This is a genomic window from Chitinophaga sp. (assembly GCF_036569125.1).
GTDB lineage: Bacteria > Bacteroidota > Bacteroidia > Chitinophagales > Chitinophagaceae > Chitinophaga.
In genome coordinates this window covers 13,282-30,955 of the sequence record NZ_DATCRF010000648.1, presented here as the reverse complement: position 1 = coordinate 30,955, position 17,674 = coordinate 13,282, and the positions used below count along the sequence as shown (strand labels likewise).

The 17,674-nt window shown below is 46.8% G+C and carries 16 protein-coding genes; 7 read left to right on the top strand and 9 right to left on the bottom strand.

Translation table 11 applies throughout. The features are described from left to right. Window positions 1-518 (bottom strand): elongation factor P (locus VIM87_RS24390; RefSeq protein WP_331999516.1); only part of this gene is annotated, 518 nt, incomplete at its 3' end. Window positions 519-796: 278 nt separating this feature from the next. On the opposite strand from VIM87_RS24390, the gene VIM87_RS24385 reads away from it, so the two are divergent. From VIM87_RS24385 to VIM87_RS24375, 3 genes are all read left to right on the top strand, one after another. After that, window positions 797-1,297 (top strand): peroxiredoxin family protein, encoded by a 501-nt coding sequence (locus tag VIM87_RS24385; protein ID WP_331999515.1) that lies wholly within the window; start codon window positions 797-799, stop codon window positions 1,295-1,297. 133 nt (window positions 1,298-1,430) lie between these two features. Further along, window positions 1,431-2,369: a malate dehydrogenase gene (gene mdh, locus VIM87_RS24380; protein ID WP_331999514.1), complete on the top strand. Its 939-nt coding sequence runs from the start codon at window positions 1,431-1,433 to the stop codon at window positions 2,367-2,369. 180 nt (window positions 2,370-2,549) lie between these two features. Continuing rightward, complete coding sequence (locus VIM87_RS24375) at window positions 2,550-3,011, top strand: MarR family winged helix-turn-helix transcriptional regulator (protein WP_331999513.1); 462 nt, start codon at window positions 2,550-2,552, stop codon at window positions 3,009-3,011. Between the two features lie 6 nt (window positions 3,012-3,017). On the opposite strand, the gene VIM87_RS24370 is transcribed toward VIM87_RS24375, so the two are convergent. From VIM87_RS24370 to VIM87_RS24355, 4 genes are all read right to left on the bottom strand, one after another. Next, entirely contained in the window at window positions 3,018-4,256 is a 1,239-nt protein-coding gene (locus tag VIM87_RS24370; protein ID WP_331999512.1) for an MFS transporter, read from the bottom strand. 28 nt (window positions 4,257-4,284) lie between these two features. Next, a complete protein-coding gene (locus tag VIM87_RS24365; protein ID WP_331999511.1) occupies window positions 4,285-4,974 on the bottom strand; it encodes a DedA family protein in 690 nt (229 codons plus the stop codon). Between the two features lie 70 nt (window positions 4,975-5,044). Further along, window positions 5,045-6,304 (bottom strand): dicarboxylate/amino acid:cation symporter, encoded by a 1,260-nt coding sequence (locus tag VIM87_RS24360; protein ID WP_331999510.1) that lies wholly within the window; start codon window positions 6,302-6,304, stop codon window positions 5,045-5,047. Continuing rightward, window positions 6,301-6,483: a hypothetical protein gene (locus VIM87_RS24355; protein ID WP_331999509.1), complete on the bottom strand. Its 183-nt coding sequence runs from the start codon at window positions 6,481-6,483 to the stop codon at window positions 6,301-6,303. Before VIM87_RS24355 ends, VIM87_RS24360 begins: the two co-directional genes overlap by 4 nt. Between VIM87_RS24355 and VIM87_RS24350 the strand changes: the two genes are divergently transcribed. Both VIM87_RS24350 and VIM87_RS24345 read left to right on the top strand, forming a co-directional pair. Beyond that, complete coding sequence (locus VIM87_RS24350; protein WP_331999508.1) at window positions 6,482-7,978, top strand: amino acid permease; 1,497 nt, start codon at window positions 6,482-6,484, stop codon at window positions 7,976-7,978. The two genes, VIM87_RS24355 and VIM87_RS24350, sit on opposite strands and share 2 nt — an antisense overlap. 110 nt (window positions 7,979-8,088) lie before the next feature. After that, window positions 8,089-8,799: a YebC/PmpR family DNA-binding transcriptional regulator gene (locus VIM87_RS24345; protein WP_331999507.1), complete on the top strand. Its 711-nt coding sequence runs from the start codon at window positions 8,089-8,091 to the stop codon at window positions 8,797-8,799. A 93-nt stretch (window positions 8,800-8,892) separates the two neighbouring features. Here VIM87_RS24345 and VIM87_RS24340 read toward each other — a convergent pair whose 3' ends face one another. The 3 genes from VIM87_RS24340 to VIM87_RS24330 all read right to left on the bottom strand — a co-directional run bounded on the left by VIM87_RS24340 (window position 8,893) and on the right by VIM87_RS24330 (window position 13,544). Further along, window positions 8,893-9,606 (bottom strand): response regulator transcription factor, encoded by a 714-nt coding sequence (locus VIM87_RS24340; protein WP_089918441.1) that lies wholly within the window; start codon window positions 9,604-9,606, stop codon window positions 8,893-8,895. Between the two features lie 332 nt (window positions 9,607-9,938). Continuing rightward, window positions 9,939-10,898, bottom strand: coding sequence for a D-2-hydroxyacid dehydrogenase (locus VIM87_RS24335; RefSeq protein WP_331999506.1), 960 nt, complete (start codon window positions 10,896-10,898; stop codon window positions 9,939-9,941). A 246-nt stretch (window positions 10,899-11,144) separates the two neighbouring features. Beyond that, window positions 11,145-13,544, bottom strand: coding sequence for an alpha-ketoacid dehydrogenase subunit alpha/beta (locus VIM87_RS24330; RefSeq protein WP_331999505.1), 2,400 nt, complete (start codon window positions 13,542-13,544; stop codon window positions 11,145-11,147). Between the two features lie 209 nt (window positions 13,545-13,753). On the opposite strand from VIM87_RS24330, the gene VIM87_RS24325 reads away from it, so the two are divergent. Together VIM87_RS24325 and VIM87_RS24320 are read left to right on the top strand one after the other, a co-directional pair. Beyond that, the gene (locus tag VIM87_RS24325) at window positions 13,754-14,161 is read left to right on the top strand and encodes a DUF1573 domain-containing protein (protein WP_238386682.1); all 408 of its coding nucleotides are present in this window, start codon (window positions 13,754-13,756) and stop codon (window positions 14,159-14,161) included. 259 nt (window positions 14,162-14,420) lie between these two features. Then, complete coding sequence (locus VIM87_RS24320) at window positions 14,421-15,650, top strand: pyridoxal phosphate-dependent aminotransferase (protein WP_331999504.1); 1,230 nt, start codon at window positions 14,421-14,423, stop codon at window positions 15,648-15,650. A gap of 866 nt (window positions 15,651-16,516) precedes the next feature. On the opposite strand, the gene carA is transcribed toward VIM87_RS24320, so the two are convergent. Next, complete coding sequence (gene carA, locus VIM87_RS24315; RefSeq protein WP_331999503.1) at window positions 16,517-17,593, bottom strand: glutamine-hydrolyzing carbamoyl-phosphate synthase small subunit; 1,077 nt, start codon at window positions 17,591-17,593, stop codon at window positions 16,517-16,519. Between the last annotated feature and the right edge of the window lie 81 nt (window positions 17,594-17,674).

Here is a 17,674-nt window from a genome sequence, read left to right as displayed (position 1 = left end):
ATGGATTCTCCCTCGTTCACGAACAGGGGCACCATTACCGTAGCGCCGGTTTCAATAGTAGCGGGTTTCAGGGTGCGGGTAGCAGTATCCCCTTTCATGCCCGGCTCGGAATAAGTGACCTTCACCACTATTTTATCAGGCAGCTCCACGCTCATAGGCTGCTCTGTTTCGGTATTGATCATTACAAACACTTCATCCCCGTCTTTCAGGAACTGCGGAGCATCCACCATAGTTTCTGCCAGGGCTATCTGCTCAAAAGTTTCTTTATCCATGAAATTGTAACCACTGTCGTCCTTGTACAGGAACTGGAATGCTTTTTTCTCAACGCGTACAGGGAAAATGTTATCGCCGGAGTTCCAGGTGTGCTCTATAGAGCGGCTGTTATCTACACCTTTTAATTTAGCCCAAACCTTGGCAGCGGCACGGGCGGTCTTGTTCTGTCCAAACTCTACAACAGAATATAAGCTGTTATCCAGCTTTATGATCAATCCTGTTCTGATATCTGCAGTGGTAGCCATAAATAGGATACTTAATTTAGGTTTAAAAATTTTAGGTCAGGACAGCAAAAGTAAATCATTCTCCGAAATCTTTCTGAACTGCTCTGTGGTACTACATTCCGCGAATTATTTAGATTTTAAAAACGCTAAAATGCGTACTCATTATTTTTTTTAGGAATGCAAACATAAGGTAAGGACAGGTAATCTAGTAATTTTTTTGCAAAAAAATCAATTTAAGGGGTTGATTCAGCCCGTTCTACCTTAATTTTAGCACTCATTATCCAAAACTAGCCTGAAACATGCGTTATTTACTTTTGTTGTGTTTATGTATTTCCACTTTCCTGGCCCAGGCCCAGAATGCGCCTGCACAACCCGCTAAATCACCTTACCTGCAATACCCGGTCATACCTGCTTTCCCGCTCACCCTGCCAGACGGGCATGTGATCACCAAGAACGATCTGCGTAAGAACATCCCTACCGTGGTGTTTGTGTTCAGCGTAGACTGTGACCATTGTAAAGCGCTGACCGAAGACCTGCTGAAGCATATAGACGAGTTTAAGAAAACGCAGATCCTGATGGTAACGCCTTTTAAACCGGAGCAAATGAAGGAGTACTATGATCATTATAAGATCCAGAACTACCGCAATATTATAATGGCCAGCGAACCCACCCGGCAGATCATGTATTTTTACGACATGCATTATTTCCCCGGCCTGTTCGTATACAATAAAAAACAGGCGCTGGTAAAAGGCTTTGAAGGTACCGTGAAGCTGGACCAGGTGCTGAAGTACCTGAATTAGGCAGAAAGCTCAAAGCAGAAAGCAGAAAGCTGCCTGCCATTTGACTATGCTTTACGCTTTCTGCTTTCTGCTTTGAGCTTTTTACTTACATTTACCTTATTCTTCATTCTTCACCTTAAAATATTTAGATAAAATGAAAGTTACTGTTGTAGGAGCCGGGAATGTAGGTGCAACCTGTGCTAATGTACTGGCCCACAGAGATTTCTTACGGGAAGTAGTATTACTGGATATTAAGGAAGGCACGGCGGAAGGAAAAGCACTGGACACCTGGCAACAGGCGCCCATTGACTATTACAGCACCAAAGTAACAGGCGTTACCAACGACTACGCTAAAACCGCCAACAGTGACGTAGTAGTAATTACCTCCGGTTTACCACGCAAACCCGGTATGAGCCGCGATGACCTGATCTCTACCAATGCCAACATCGTAAAATCTGTTACTGAGAACATTGGTAAATACTCCCCGGATGCTATTATTATTGTAGTAAGCAACCCGCTGGATGTAATGACCTACTGCGCTTTCCTGACTGCTAAAAAAGACAGCAGCAAAGTATTTGGTATGGCCGGTATCCTGGATACAGCGCGCTACCGTGCTTTCCTGGCCGATGAAATAGGCTGTTCCCCTAAAGATATTCAGGCAATATTAATGGGTGGCCATGGCGATACCATGGTGCCCCTGCCCCGTTATACCACTGTAGCCGGTATTCCTGTAACAGAGCTGGTAGCAGCCGATAAGCTGGAAGCTATTATACAACGCACCAAAGTGGGCGGCGGTGAAATCGTGAACCTGCTGGGCACCTCTGCCTGGTATGCACCCGGCGCTGCTGCTGCACAAATGGTAGAAGCGATCCTGAAAGATGAAAAACGCATCTTCCCCTGCTGCGCATGGCTTACCGGCGAATACGGGCTGAAGGATATTTACCTGGGCGTACCTGTAGTATTGGGTAAAACCGGTATTGAAAAAATTATTGAGCTGCAGCTGAACGCAGCGGAAAAAGAGCTGCTCAATACTTCCGCACAGCACGTAAAAGAAGTAATGGACGTGCTGGATAATATGAAAGTAACAGCATAACACCAGATGCTGATATGATACAATACGGTGGCTGATCTCAGACAGATCAGCCACCGTAACTTTTTAAAGGGGATAGTGTAAAAACAACACATCAAAACAGCTAAGATCAACCGCTTTTACGGCCTGTTTTTTGCACCGGCCATGTATTATTGACACTTAAAATCTATCTGTACCTGCATTATGTCGAACATCGAAAAACTGCTTTCCCAGAAAGCCTTTGATAATGAATACACAAAAGGCATGATAGGCCTGGTATTCGTAGGCAACTGGATCGTAAGCCGTAACCAGCAATTCTTTAAAAAGTTTGACATTACCATGCAGCAGTTTAATATACTGCGCATACTGCGTGGCCAACACCCCAAAGCCGCCAACATTAATATGCTGAAAGAAAGGATGCTGGATAGAATGAGCGATGTATCCCGCCTGGTAGAACGCTTACGCAAAGCAGATCTCCTGGAACGCAAAAGCTGTGAATCAGACCGCCGCGCCGTGGATGTGAAGATCACACCCAAAGGCCTGCAGCTATTGAAATCAATAGAAGAAGAAGTAACACAGCTGGATGATGTGCTGAAAAAAGCATTGGATCCCCGGGAAATAGCCCAGCTCAATAGCCTGGTAGATAAAGTGCTGGCGCAGTATTAAACGCGGTTATATCTCTTCCACATAGTTTAATTCCTTACCAAAGGTTTCTTCCAGGTAATAAGAGGTTACCAGTGCTATGCCTATGCAGATAGCGGCTACAATAGCGCCGCTTTGCAGGTAAGTAAAGCTGCCCTGTAAGGCCACAAACAGCATGGAAATAAGCGGCAGCAGCCCCCTGGCAAAGTTGGGCACCGTAGTAGCCACGGTAGCCCGCAGGTTGGTGCCAAAGCTTTCTGCAGCAATGGTTACAAAGATGGTCCAGAAACCAACGCTGAAGCCTAAGCCAAAACACACTGCATAAAAGCTCCATTTACCTGCCCCGTGCAGCTGAAAGTACAGCGCTACAAAAGCGGCCGTGAGCAACAGGAACAGCAGCATTACCTTACGGCGGCTTTTCCATAGCTGGCTAATAAGGCCGGTGGCAAAATCGCCCAGGGTAAGGCCGGTATAACAAAAAGCAATGGCATCGCCGGGGTTAATGGCATCACGCACATGCATTTCAATGGCAAATTTATTGGAGAAAGCCATGAGTATGCCTACTACAAACCAGGTAGGAGTGCCCAGCAGCAGGCATTTCAGGTATTTTAAAAAACGGTGCTTGTCAGTGAACAGCTGCAAAAAATTACCGCGGCTGGCGTTACTTGTTTTAATGGCGTTAAATAAATGCGATTCCAGCACACTGATACGCAGCACCAGCAAAGCCAGGCCCAGCGCCCCTCCTATAAAATAGCAGATCCGCCAGTCCTGCACTATTTTGGCCACAAAGTTTGCCACCACTGCGCCGAATACGCCGATAGTAGCTACGATCATGGTGCCATAACCACGTTTTTCCTTGGGTAATATTTCAGATACCAGGGTAATGCCGGCGCCTAACTCGCCCGCCAGGCCTAAGCCGGCCACAAAGCGCCATACCAGGTACATGGTGGTGCTATGCACAAAACCATTGGCAATATTGGCAACGGAATATATTAATATAGAACCGAACAACACACTCAGGCGGCCTTTTTTATCGCCCACAATGCCCCAGAAAATGCCGCCTATTAACAGGCCCGCCATTTGAACGTTAATGAGCAGCAGGCCAATACCGGCATCAATTTCCGCTTGCGGTACACCCAGCGATTTAAGGCTGGGTACGCGCACGATCGTAAAAAGCAGCAGATCATAAATATCTACAAAATAGCCCAGTGAAGCCACTATAACGGCTATATTGAAGATAGACGTGGAACGGTTATTTGCATTCTTCATATGGTTAGTAAATAAATAGTTCGTTTTCTTAGGAAACCGTGGTATCGGTTGATTTTTTGCTATCCTCGTGGTGCAGGTGCTCCGGGTGTTTGGTTTTTCCGAAAAACAGTTTTATCAATACCGGCAGGGTGGTGATCAGTATTATTACAATGATGATCAGCTCCAGGTGCTCCTTTAAACCGGGGAACATTTTATCCAGGTAATGGCCGGCCAGCATCATGGAAAATACCCAGGAAAAAGAGCCTACAATATTATAGAGCATGAACTTTTTACTTTCCATTTGTACAATCCCTGCTACAATAGGTGCAAAGGTGCGCACAATGGGTAAAAACCGCGCCAGGAAAACAGCGCCGCCGCCGTGTTTATCATAAAACTCCTTGGCCTGGTATAAATATTTTTTCTTGAATAATAATGTATCCTTTCTTGCAAACAGCAGCGGGCCCGATTTACGGCCAAACCAGTAGCCTACCATATTACCCAGCACACCGGCAATAGCTATCAGCAGCATTATCACTACAAAAGGCATATTAAAAAAGCTTTCGCTCAGCCTTTCACCGTAAATGCCGGCTACAAACAGCAGGGAATCACCTGGCAGGAAAAATCCCACAAACAATCCTGTTTCCGCAAAAATGATCAGCAACAATAAGTAAATACCCCCGTGGTCAATGATCCATTGCGGGTTAATAAGGTGTTTAAAAAGCTCTGTGATCTGGTCCATGCTACTATGTTATGAGAAATTTCCAAAAATGGCGAATTGCCAAAATAGCAATTTTACTGTTACTGAATTGTTATACTTCCTGTAATGCTTCCGGCTCCTTTGCAAGCGAGCCTTCCCATTTAGAAACTACGGCGGTGGCCATAGCGTTACCAATTACGTTGGTGGCGGAGCGGCCCATATCCAGTATATGATCTACCCCCAGCAGCAGCAGCAAACCGGCTTCCGGGATGTGGAACATGGATAAAGTGCCTGCTATTACAACCAGCGAGGCCCGGGGCACACCCGCAATCCCCTTGCTGGTGATCATGAGTACCAGTAACATGGATATCTGCTGCTCCAGGCCCAGGTGCATATTATAAGCCTGTGCAATGAACATGCTGGCAAAGGTCATATACATCATAGAGCCATCCAGGTTAAAGGAATAGCCCAGGGGTAATACAAAGCTCACTATTTTACTGTCACAACCAAATTTTTCCAGCTCCTCCATGGTCCGCGGGTAAGCCGCTTCACTGGTAGCTGTGCTGAAAGCCAGCAGCAGCGGGGCCTTTAACCGGCCCAGTAAATTGAATGCGGAGCGGCCCAGTACAAAAAAACCTGCCAGCGACAGGATGATCCACAACAGGATCAGCCCTCCATAGAACTGAATGATAAATGTGCCATAGGTTAGCAAAATTCCCAATCCTTTCTGCGATATGATGGCAGCCATAGCGCCAAATACGGCAAAAGGCGCAAAGTTCATTACGTACGAAGTTACCTTGAGCATAATATGCGCCACGGCATCCAGCAGCTTTACCACCGGCAGCCCTTTTTCCCCGATAGCTGCAATAGCTACCCCAAAGAATAACGCAAAAATTACGATCTGCAATATCTCATTATTGGCCATTGCCATAATTACGCTGTCAGGGAACACGTGGCGGAAAAAGCCGCGCAGCGTCATATCCGTTCCCGAAACCCCGGCGCTGGCATGCGAATCCGGCACAGGTAAGTTTAATGAATGGCCGGGCTGTAATATATTCACCAGTATTAAACCCAGGAAAAGGGATACAAAGGTGGCCGTAATAAACCATAACATGGTTTTGCCCCCAATGCGGCCCACGGCTTTAATATCCCCCAGTTTAGCCACCCCCGTTACCAGGGTAGAGAATACCAGCGGGGCAATGATCATTTTTACCAGCCGCAGGAAAACATCGGTAAGTATAGATAAGTTGTCTGCTATTTTTTTAATGGCCGCTTCATCGTTCGCATATGAGTTGAATATAATATACCCTGTTAAAATTCCTAATATCATCCCAAGAACTATGTACAGGGTAAGCCGGTTAGATTTCTTCATGCCATGCTTAATTTGTTGCTGCTGTGCGTGTTTAAAATTTCCCAAAAATAAGGTTCTGAACCAATATTCACCCATAACGCCATAAAATAAAACAAGCCGATTTGAGTTTTCATAGTTATATTTGGCGGTCTCAAAACAACAACTAAACCATTTAAATCAACCAACAATACTTCTATCATGAGTAGACTCTTTGTAAAAAAGCCACTGGGTCAATTATTATCTGAAGCCTCGGAAACAGAAAAAGGATTAAAAAGAACGTTAACGGCCGGGTCCCTGGTTGCGTTAGGTATTGGCGCTATCATTGGTGCAGGCCTGTTTGTACGCACCGCGGCTGCTGCCGGCGCACACGCCGGACCTGCGGTAACCCTTTCCTTTGTAGTAGCCGCTATTGGCTGTGCCTTAGCCGGTTTATGTTATGCGGAATTTGCTTCCATGATACCAATTGCCGGTAGCGCCTATACGTATTCCTATGCTACCCTTGGTGAATTTGTTGCCTGGATCATTGGCTGGGACCTGGTGCTGGAATATGCCCTGGGCGCCGCCACCGTATCCATTGGCTGGTCCCAGTACCTGAACAAGCTATTATTTTCACTCTTTCATACTACCATACCATACGAGCTGTCCCACTCGCCGTTTGAAGTATCTGCCACCGGCGTACATGGTATGATCAACCTCCCCGCTATTTTTATCCTGCTGCTGCTCACCTTACTGCTGATCCGCGGTACGCAGGAATCTGCCACGGTTAACACCATCATTGTAATAGTAAAAGTAGCCATCGTATTATTGTTCATTGGGCTGGGCTGGCACTTTATAAATCCTGCCAACCACACCCCTTATATGATACCTGCCGATGCCGGTACCGTAACACTGAACGATGGCAGCGTGGTCGATTACGCGCAACCCCGCAACCACGGCTGGTTAGGTGTATTGGCCGGCGCGGGAGTGGTATTTTTTGCCTTCATTGGATTTGATGCCGTATCCACCGCCGCACAGGAAACCAAAGATCCCAAGCGCGCTATGCCCATCGGTATCCTGGTATCCCTGGCTATTTGTACGGTATTATACATCTTATTCTCCCACGTATTAACAGGTGTGGCCCCTTTCAAAGACTTTTTGAAAGCCGGTAGCGAAGCCTCTGTAGCATATGCTATTGATACCTATATGCCGGGGTATAGCTGGTTGTCATTGTTCATCACCATCGCTATCCTGGCCGGTTTCTCCTCCGTGATCCTGGTAATGTTGCTGGGACAAACCCGCGTGTTCTACTCCATGTCCAACGATGGGCTGGTGCCACCGGTGTTTTCCAAGCTGCACCCCAAATACCGTACTCCGTACAAATCACAAATGCTGTTCTTTGTGTTCACCGCCCTGTTTGCCGGTTTTATCCCGGATCACATTGTAGGTAACATGACCAGCATCGGTACCCTGTTTGCCTTTGTGCTGGTATGTATTGGCGTACTGGTAATGCGCAAAAGCGATCCGAATGTACCGCGCCCCTTCAAAACCCCCTGGGTGCCTGTTGTACCCATTGCCGGTGCTATTGTGTGCGGACTAATGATCCTGGGCCTGGGCGCTGATAACTGGATCAGGTTAGTGATCTGGCTGGCCATTGGTTTTGTCATTTACTTTGGCTACAGCGTTAAACACAGTAAAGCGCGTAAGCTCCAGAAATAGGCTATCGTATTAAATAATTGAACCGCTCCGGAATAATACCGGGGCGGTTTTTATTTTAGGGGTTTTACATTCCTATAAACTGTATTTTTGCGATTCGATAATAAACCAACATGGGAAGAATATTTGAAGTAAGAAAGCACACTATGTTTGCCCGTTGGGACCGGATGGCCAAACAATTCACCAGGATAGGTAAGGAAATAGCCATCGCAGTAAAACAAGGTGGTCCTGACCCGGATAACAATCCCGCCCTGCGCCGTTGTTTTGCCAACGCCAAAGGTGTGAACATGCCCAAAGACCGGGTAGAAGCTGCCATTAAGCGCGCAATGGGTAAAGACAAAACCGATTATGAGGAAGTTGTATATGAAGGGTATGCCCCCCACGGCGTAGCGGTGATGGTGGAAACAGCTACCGATAACCCTACCCGTACCGTAGCGAATGTGCGCATGCACTTTAATAAGGAAGGCGGCAGCCTGGGCACCAGCGGTTCTGTAGGCTTTTTGTTTAACCGTATGGGCGTGTTCAAGATCAAAAATGAAGGTCAGAACCTGGAAGAACTGGAGCTGGAGCTGATCGATGCCGGTTTGGAAGAGATCGGGGAAGATAGTGAAGGCAACATTATTCTGCGTACGCCTTTCACAGAGTTCGGCAACATGGCCAAAGCCCTGGAAGAAAAAGGTATTACCCCCCTGAGCGCGGAGCTGCAGCGCATTCCTACCACTACTACGGAGCTGAATGAAGAGCAGGCCAAGGAAGTATTGGAGCTGATTGACCGCCTGGAGCAGGACGATGACGTGCAACAGGTATTCCACAACCTGCGTTAAACCACATTACAGCTATAAAATAAGAGAACCGTTCTGCCAAAAGCAAAACGGTTCTCCAATAATATACGTGTTGGTGTGGTGTTTCTGCGTTACTTAGTTGTCCAGCAGGCAGGCCTGTTCATCTGTCATAAGGCGTAAGCCTTTACCATGAAAGGTTTCCAGCTTTACCGTATCATCCATGCGGAAATGCTTTCTCAGGCGGGTCAGGTACACATCCATGGTACGCCCCGCAAAAAAGTCATCGCTCCCCCAAACACTCAGCAAAATGTTTTCCCGTTTCAGCTTGCGGTTAGGGTTCTCACACAGGAATTTCAGCAGCTCGGCCTCTTTTGGCGGCAGATTTACGGTTGCATTAGTTGGCGCATGATAGATCTTGAGCTCCGTGTAGTTAAACTCCAGGGAGCCTATCTGATAGATCTGCACCTTGCGGCTCTGCAGCAGGCGGCTCCTTTTCAGGAACACATCTATGCGGTATTGCAGCTCCTCAATGTTAAACGGCTTTACCATATAATCATCCCCACCGGCGGCAAAACCATTCAGGCGGTCCTGCTCCATATAGCGGGAGGAGATGAAGATAATAGGCACATTCGTATCCCGGTTGCGGATCTCCTGCGCCAGGCTAAAACCATCTTTGCCGGGCATAATTATGTCCAGCAGGCAAATGTCGAATGCACGCTCCTGGAACGCTTCCCAGGCTTCATCGCCATCCAGGCAGTGTACTACATTAAAACCTTCCTTCTCTAAATGTCTTTTGATAACCTTAGCAAAAAAATGGTCATCTTCTACCAGTAGAATTCCTGCTTTCATACAGGTGGATTTTAGATCTAATGATGAAAAATTTGATTGATTCCAGGGCGTTTTGTGGCCTAAATGATTATTGAGCGTCTTTTAAATAGCAACCCCTACATACAGTGTTTATAACCTGTTCCAATTTAGCTAATTATTACTGAATCCCGAAATTACCGGAAAAGTTTTTTTGTAGTCTTTTTTGTTCATTTTATTCACCGGTGGTATACCATATAATTCATATTCACTATTGATTAACAAACAAATCAATAATTAGTTTATCCAGCTCATCATATTCCTATTATAACACAGATCTGCTAGAATTTATATCTATTATTTTGATAAACAGATAATCAGCCATTTAATACATGCTGCGGCTGGCCCGCCAACCAGGCTTTTACATTTGCAATGGTGGTATGCAGCAAACGCCCCCGGGCCTCTATGGAAGCCCAGGCAATATGCGGCGTAATAATGCAGTTTTTAGCGGTTACCAGGGGATGACCGGCCGGCGGCGGTTCAGTGGAAAGTACATCCAGGGCAGCGCCGGCTATACGGCCGTTATTCAGCGCCCGGGCCAGATCGGCTTCATTGATCAGGGGCCCCCGGCTGGTGTTTATTAAAATAGCGCCCGGCTTCATGGTGTTTATTAACGGCTCATTTACAAAACCCCTGTTCTGCTCATTCAGCGGGCAATGCAGGCTTACCACATCTGCCCGGGCAAAACAGGCAGCCTGGTCTACGAATGTAACGCCCTCCATTTTATCCCGTTCCGGGTGTTTATGAAAGGCTATTACCTGCATACCAAAAGCCAGCGCAATGCGGGCTACTGCCTGCCCTATTTGCCCCAGTCCTACTATGCCCAGCACTTTGCCATGCAGCTCGTGCAAAGGCGCTTTCCAGTAGCTGAAATCCATACTGCGGCTCCAGTCGCCGGCGCGCACACTGGCCGCATGCAATCCTACATGGTTGTATAGCTCCAGCATCAGGGCAAAGGTAAGCTGTGCCACCGCAGGCGTACCATAGGCCGGCACATTGGTTACAGTGATCTGCCGGGCAGTGGCAGCAGGTACATCTACAATATTATACCCGGTGGCCATTACGCCAATGTATTGCAGCTTTGGTAATTGCGCTATGGCAGCGCTGCTTATAATAGCCTTGTTGGTGAGCAGGATCTCGGCATCTTTTGCCCGGGCAGGTACTTCCGCTTCAGGGGTGCGGTCATAAACCGTTACATTTCCCAGGGCCTGTAAAGGACCCCAGTCAAGATCGCCGGGGTTCAGGGCATATCCGTCTAAAACAACTATATTTTTCATCCTTGCTATTTTTCAAATGGCCAATGCCGTAAAATAACAAAGTAAACTGGCATATTTTCTGCCTGCTCATGTTGAAATTATGGTTAAATAACACGGGCATGGCATAGTAGTATGGATATATTTTTTAATATTTGTGAACATACTGCTTGTCATCTGCCTAAAACCTACAACTGTTACAGAAAAAAAACGTCCCGTGCGGCCTGGCCGCTACGGGACGTACTGTTTTTATACAAAACGCTTTATGCGCTATTCTTCCATCATAGACATTACCACCTTCACCACATCTTCCGTATTAGGCTTGGAGAAATAGTCCCCGTCAGAGCCATAGGCCGGCCGGTGCGCCTGTGCGCTCAGGGTGCGGGGCGCTACATCCAGCCAGCGGTAACCGCCCTGCAATTCCATTACCTGCTGGAACATGTAGGCTGTGCCGCCACCCGGTACATCTTCATCAATAAACACAATACGGTTGGTCTTTTTTAAAGATTCAACAATACTGTGGTGAATATCAAACGGCAATAAGGTCTGTACGTCGATCACCTCGCAGGAAACGCCCATTTGTTCCAGCGTATGCGCGGCTTCTTCCACAATACGCAGGGTAGAGCCATAGGATACTAATGTAATATCCGTACCGGCCATTACCACTTCCGGTATGCCCAGGGGCACGGTAAAAGTAGTGAGGTTATCCGGCAGCTGCTCTTTCAGGCGGTAGCCGTTCAGGGATTCAACCACTACGGCCGGTTCATTGGCGCGTAATAAGGTATTATACATACCGGCTGCCTGTACCATGTTGCGGGGCACGCAAAGATGCATGCCACGCAGGCTGTGGATCATCATAGCCATGGGCGACCCGGAATGCCAGATGCCCTCCAGCCGGTGGCCGCGGGTACGTACGATCATTGGGCAGGCCTGTGTACCGCCGGTGCGGTAATGCAGGCTGGCCACATCATCACTTAAGGGCTGCAGGCCGTATAACATATAATCCACGTACTGGATCTCTGCTATAGGCTTCAGGCCACGCAGCGCCATGCCCACGGCCTGACCCATAATAGTAAGCTCCCGTATGCCGGTATCAAAAATGCGGTCTTTTCCATGTTTTTGCTGTAAGCCGGCAAAGCCCTGGTTCACATCTCCGATCTTACCTACATCTTCCCCAAAAGCAAATACCCTGGGGTTTTCAGCAAACAGCTGGTCAAAATATTTATTCAGCACTTCATAACCATTCACCACATGCGCATCTGCTGCATAAGTAGCCGGTATTACCGGTACATTCAGGGCTGAGTTAGCACCCTCTCCATACAGCAGGCTGTTATAGGTTTGCTTTTCCTGCTGCAGCTGTTGGTTATAATATTGTTGTAAAGCCTGTAAGGCCGGGCTTTGTTTTTTCTTGTTATGGAACAGAATAGTGGCGGCTGTTTTCAGGATATCGCGGCGCAGCGGCTCACGGTTCACCTGCAGCTCATGAATGGCTTGCTGCACCATTGCCGTATCTGCCACCCCTTCTGATACTATCGCATTGCCATACCCCACCATGGTTTGCACCTGCTGCTTAATGGGGGTAATATATTTTTCCCAGGCGCTTTTACGGCTTTCCTGGGCCAGTACTTTAGCGCGGGCTTCTATTTCCTGCAGGGTGCCTTCGTCAGACAATGCATTTTCCAGGATCCACTGCCGCATTTTATGATTGCAGTCAAAATCCTTTTCCCAGGCCAGGCGGTCCTTGCTTTTATAACGTTCATGCGATCCGCTGGTGGAGTGGCCCTGTGGCTGCGTGATCTCCTCTACATGGAACAGCGCAGGTACATGCGTTTCCCGCACCTTGCGCAGGCCGTTCTCAAATACCTCACACATGCCGGCATAATCCCAGCCCTTTACATTATAAATATCAAAGCCATTGGTGCCTTCTGTTTTCCGGAAGCCTTCCATCACGGTGCTGATAGAGCCTTTGGTGGTTTGGTATTTACGCGGTACGGAAATCCCGTATCCATCATCCCATATGAACACCGCCAATGGCACCTGCAAAACACCTGCTGCATTCATGGTTTCCCAGAAATGCCCTTCGGACGTAGAGGCGTCGCCGATAGTAGCAAAACAGATCTCGTTACCGTTCTGCGACAGGTGACTGAACTCTTTCAGCACCTCCACTTCCCGGAATAATTTAGAGGCAAAGGCCAGACCCAGTGCACGCGGCATTTGCGCGGCAGTAGGCGCCATGTCGGCGGCCGTATTTTTTATTTTGGTAAGGTCACGCCATTGGCCATCCGGCGTAATATTGGGCGTGGCAAAATGCGCATTCATTTGCCGGCCGGCGGAGAAAGGCTCGTTAAGCGGGTCCGGATCGGCATACAGCTGAGAGAAAAATTGCTCTATAGTAGCAATACCGCTGGCAAAGGCAAAAGTCTGATCGCGATAGTAACCGGAGCGATAATCACCCGGCAGGAAATATTTAGCCATGGCTATCTGCGCAACCTCCTTACCGTCTCCGAAAATGCCAAATTTGGCCTTACCGGTCAGTACCTCCTTGCGTGCCAGCAAACTAACTTCCCTGCTTTCGCAAGCCAACCGGTAGTCATTCAATACCTCCTTGCGGAATTCTTCAAAAGATAACCGGCTGTCCATATTCATAGTCAGTTCATTATTTTCTATCATGCGGGTTGGTTAAAGTGCAAAAGTAAGGTTAATTTATACAGATGAAAAATAGTTGCTAACATGCTGAAAATGCCGTTCTTAAATTAAAATGTTTTTTTTAAGAAGATTTTAATAATTTGCTTTACGTGAAATAAAATTTGGCTGTAAATTTGCATAAATCCGGGTAGGATTTATCTTTTTAACCAAAACCGTTTAAAACCAAACTATACATGATGAAAAAGTTTATCTTATCCCTATTTGCGAGCATGCTGTTAACGACAGCACTTTGGGCCCAGACACAAAATGGTTCCGCCACCGGCAATACTGCAGACGCAAAAGTGAAATTCGTGAAGGAATCAATTGATTTTGGTAAAACCCAACTCAACAAACCCGTAACTGTTGATTTTGAATTTACTAATATCACCAAAGAACCCATCCTGGTAGAAGCAGCCCGCGCATCCTGCGGATGTACTACTCCCAACTGGACTAAAGAGCCCATTTTACCTGGTAAAAAAGGTAAAGTAACGGCTACTTACAGCGCCAATGGTGTAGGCCAGCAAAGCAAAACTATCTGGGTTAAGTTCAAAGGCGTGGATCAGGATAAGGAATTACACCTGACCGGCACCGTAGAAAACTAATTTTCAAATGATTGGATGTGCACACCGTGCAGATCCTTCCATTGATAAAAAAAACCTTACAGTTTTGAAAGCTGTAAGGTTTTTTTATTGAACTGTTTTCCGCTCATCACAGCCCGGTGCTTTGCCCCGCATAAAATTTGTGCCTTAATACGGCATATATTCCCATATTCACGCGCTTACCGGGCTGCACATTATGTACTCCCCCGTCAGCATATCCCTACATTTCCTTTAACTTTGCAATCGCCAAACCAATCAAACGATGCCTGATATAAGCCAGAGAGGCGTGCACATGCCGCCCTCCCCCATCAGAAAATTAGTGCCTTACGCCGAAGCAGCTAAAAAGAAGGGCGTAAAGGTTTACCACCTGAACATAGGTCAGCCGGATATTGAAACCCCTAAGCCGGTGCTGGATGCGGTACGCCATTCCGAGTTCAAAGTGCTGGAATACAGCCACAGCGCGGGTAATGAAAGCTACCGCCGTAAGCTGGTTACTTATTATGAAAGGTTTAATATCCGGGTAAACCACCAGCAGATCATTGTTACCACCGGCGGTTCAGAAGCCATCCTGTTTTCCTTTATGGCCTGCCTGGATGCGGGCGATGAGGTGATTGTGCCGGAGCCTTTTTATGCTAACTACAACGGATTTGCGGTGGAGGCAGGCGTTACCATCCGCACCATTGGCTCCAGTATTGAAAGCGGTTTTGCGCTGCCGGCAATGGAAGCGTTTGAAAAAGCTATTACGCCCCGTACCAGAGCCATTTTAATCTGCAATCCCAATAACCCTACCGGTTATTTATATAGTAAGGAAGAAATGGAAGTGCTGAAGCAGCTGTGCCTGAAGCATGATCTGTACCTGTTCTCTGACGAGGCTTACCGCGAGTTCTGCTATACCGGCCAGCACTTTTCCGCAATGAACCTGGAAGGGATGGATAACCATGTGATACTGATGGATACTATCTCCAAAAGGTATAGCGCCTGCGGCGGACGTATAGGCGCACTGGTTAGTAAGAATCAGCAGGTGCTGGATGCCGTGATGAAATTTGCGCAGGCCCGTTTAAGCCCTCCCTCCTTTGCACAAATAGCCGGTGAAGCAGCGGTAGACCTGCCGGCCGATTATTTTGACGGCATTAAAGCAGAATACCTGGCCCGCCGCGATGTGCTGGTAGCCGGCCTGAATAATATTCCCGGTGTGTTTTGCCCGAATCCCGGGGGCGCCTTTTATGCAATGGCAAAATTACCGATCGATGATGCGGATCGTTTTTGCCAATGGCTGCTGGAATCTTTTGCCTATGAGCAGCAAACCGTAATGATGGCGCCCGGTACCGGCTTTTATGCTACGCCCGGCCTGGGTAAGCAGGAAGTACGCCTTGCTTATGTGCTAAACAGGGAGGACATTGCCAAAGCCATCGTATGCCTGGAAAAAGCCCTGGAAGTTTATCCCGGCCGTGTTGCAGCAGCTACCGCTCATACTGTAACCACACACGGATAACCCAGGTCAGCAGCGTTCATAATATTTTAACATAAACGACAATAGAAAATACCCGATCTTTGCACCCGTAAGAAATCGATTGAAAAGGAAATGTGATATATTATAAATAATTACATACGTTTACTTTTCAACTTTGACAATTTTTGGGTTCACAGATCAGAAGAGTTCACCTTTATCCAATTGTATTGACTATCAGCAAGTTACAAGGAATTTTAAAGGTTTAGGGATTTTTTTGAAAGGAATAATGTCATATTACAAATAATTCTATGTTCATTATTTTCATAAAAATTCGAAATAAATTTGAGAAAACTCTTTTTTAAATCAATTTAAGCTTGTACATTTGTTATAGAAACGGTGAAGGAACAGAAAAAGTGAAGAATTAAACAAATCGAGATATGAGGAAAGCGAATACGGTTTGTTTAAGAAAAATTTAACTAACAGAATTTTTTCAAACGTTTTTTTGGTCCGAACTTTGACTCATTAAAGCTTGAAAATTAGAATTATCAAGTTTTTGTAAAAAGTCGAAAATCAACTAAAACGTTTTAGCAAAATAACATATTTTTGTATCAGTTTTTCATAACGTGGAATTTATAAAGGCAAACGGCTCTGTTCACAGAGCCGTATTTTTTTTCTCTAATCCCTGATTTTCCCCCACTTATCGCTCAGAAAGGTTAATTCATCACTTGTAGCTAACGGCCAGTCAAAATTTTTCCCATTTTTGTTCCATCATGAAACGGCGATGACGCCTTGTTACCTGCACTATGCAGTAACATTTCCCATCTGCTTGTTTTCATAACGTGGAATTAAAACAACGGTCCCGAATCTTCGGGACCGTTCTGGTTCTATGCCAATATGTTATATGCTGATTACTGGTATTGCTCGATCATCTTAAAGAAATCATCAAACAAATAGCGGGAATCATACGGACCGGGTGTTGATTCCGGGTGGTACTGCACGGAGAATGCCGGTTTGTTCTTAATGCGGATGCCCTCTATGGAACCATCATTCAGGTTCACATGAGTGATCTCCACATTTTCGCTGGCAGCTATCGCCTTAGGATCTACTGCAAAACCGTGGTTCTGGGTAGTGATCTCACAACGGCCGGTAGCCAGGTTCTTTACCGGGTGGTTTAAGCCCCGGTGGCCATGGTGCATTTTATAGGTAGGAATATCGTTTGCTAAAGCCAGCAGCTGGTGGCCCAGGCAAATACCAAACAGCGGGCGGTTGGCATTCAGCACTTTCTTTACGGTATCCACCGCATAGGTTAGCGGGGCCGGATCGCCGGGACCGTTGGATATAAAGTATGCATGCGGTTTAAACTGCTCGCATTCCTCAAAACTGGTAGTAGTAGGGAATACCTGCAGGTAAGCGCCTTTTTCCGACAGGCATTTGAGCATATTACGCTTAACCCCGTTATCCATTACCGCTATGCGGATGCTGGAATTGGGATCGCCAATGTTATAAGGTTCTTTGGTAGATACCTCTGCACACAGCGCCAGGCCTTCCATAGACGGTACCTGCTTCAGCTGGCCTTTCAGCTGCTCCACATCCAGGATCTCGGAAGAGATGATGCAGTTCATGGCGCCTTTGCTGCGGATGTGCGATACCAGTGCCCGGGTATCCACATCGTAAATGGTAACCAGGTTATTGCTTTCCAGGAATTTCTCCAGGGAGCTGTCGGCCATTTTACGGGAGTAGTTCTGGGCAATGTTCTTACAAATCAACCCGCTGATCTTTACACTGCTGCTTTCCACATCTTCCTGCTTGGTGCCATAGTTGCCTACGTAGCAGTTATTCATGATCAGTACCTGACCCTTGTAGGAAGGATCGGTAAATACTTCCTGGTAACCCGTCATACCGGTATTAAAGCAAAGCTCACCGGAAGCAGTTCCAATTTTACCAAAAGCTTTCCCATGATAAACCGTGCCGTCTTCTAATAACAAGATGGCAGGTTGGCTGTGTTTAGTATGAGGCATTGTTCTTATACGACTCTTTTTAAAAAATCGTGCAAAATTATGCATTTC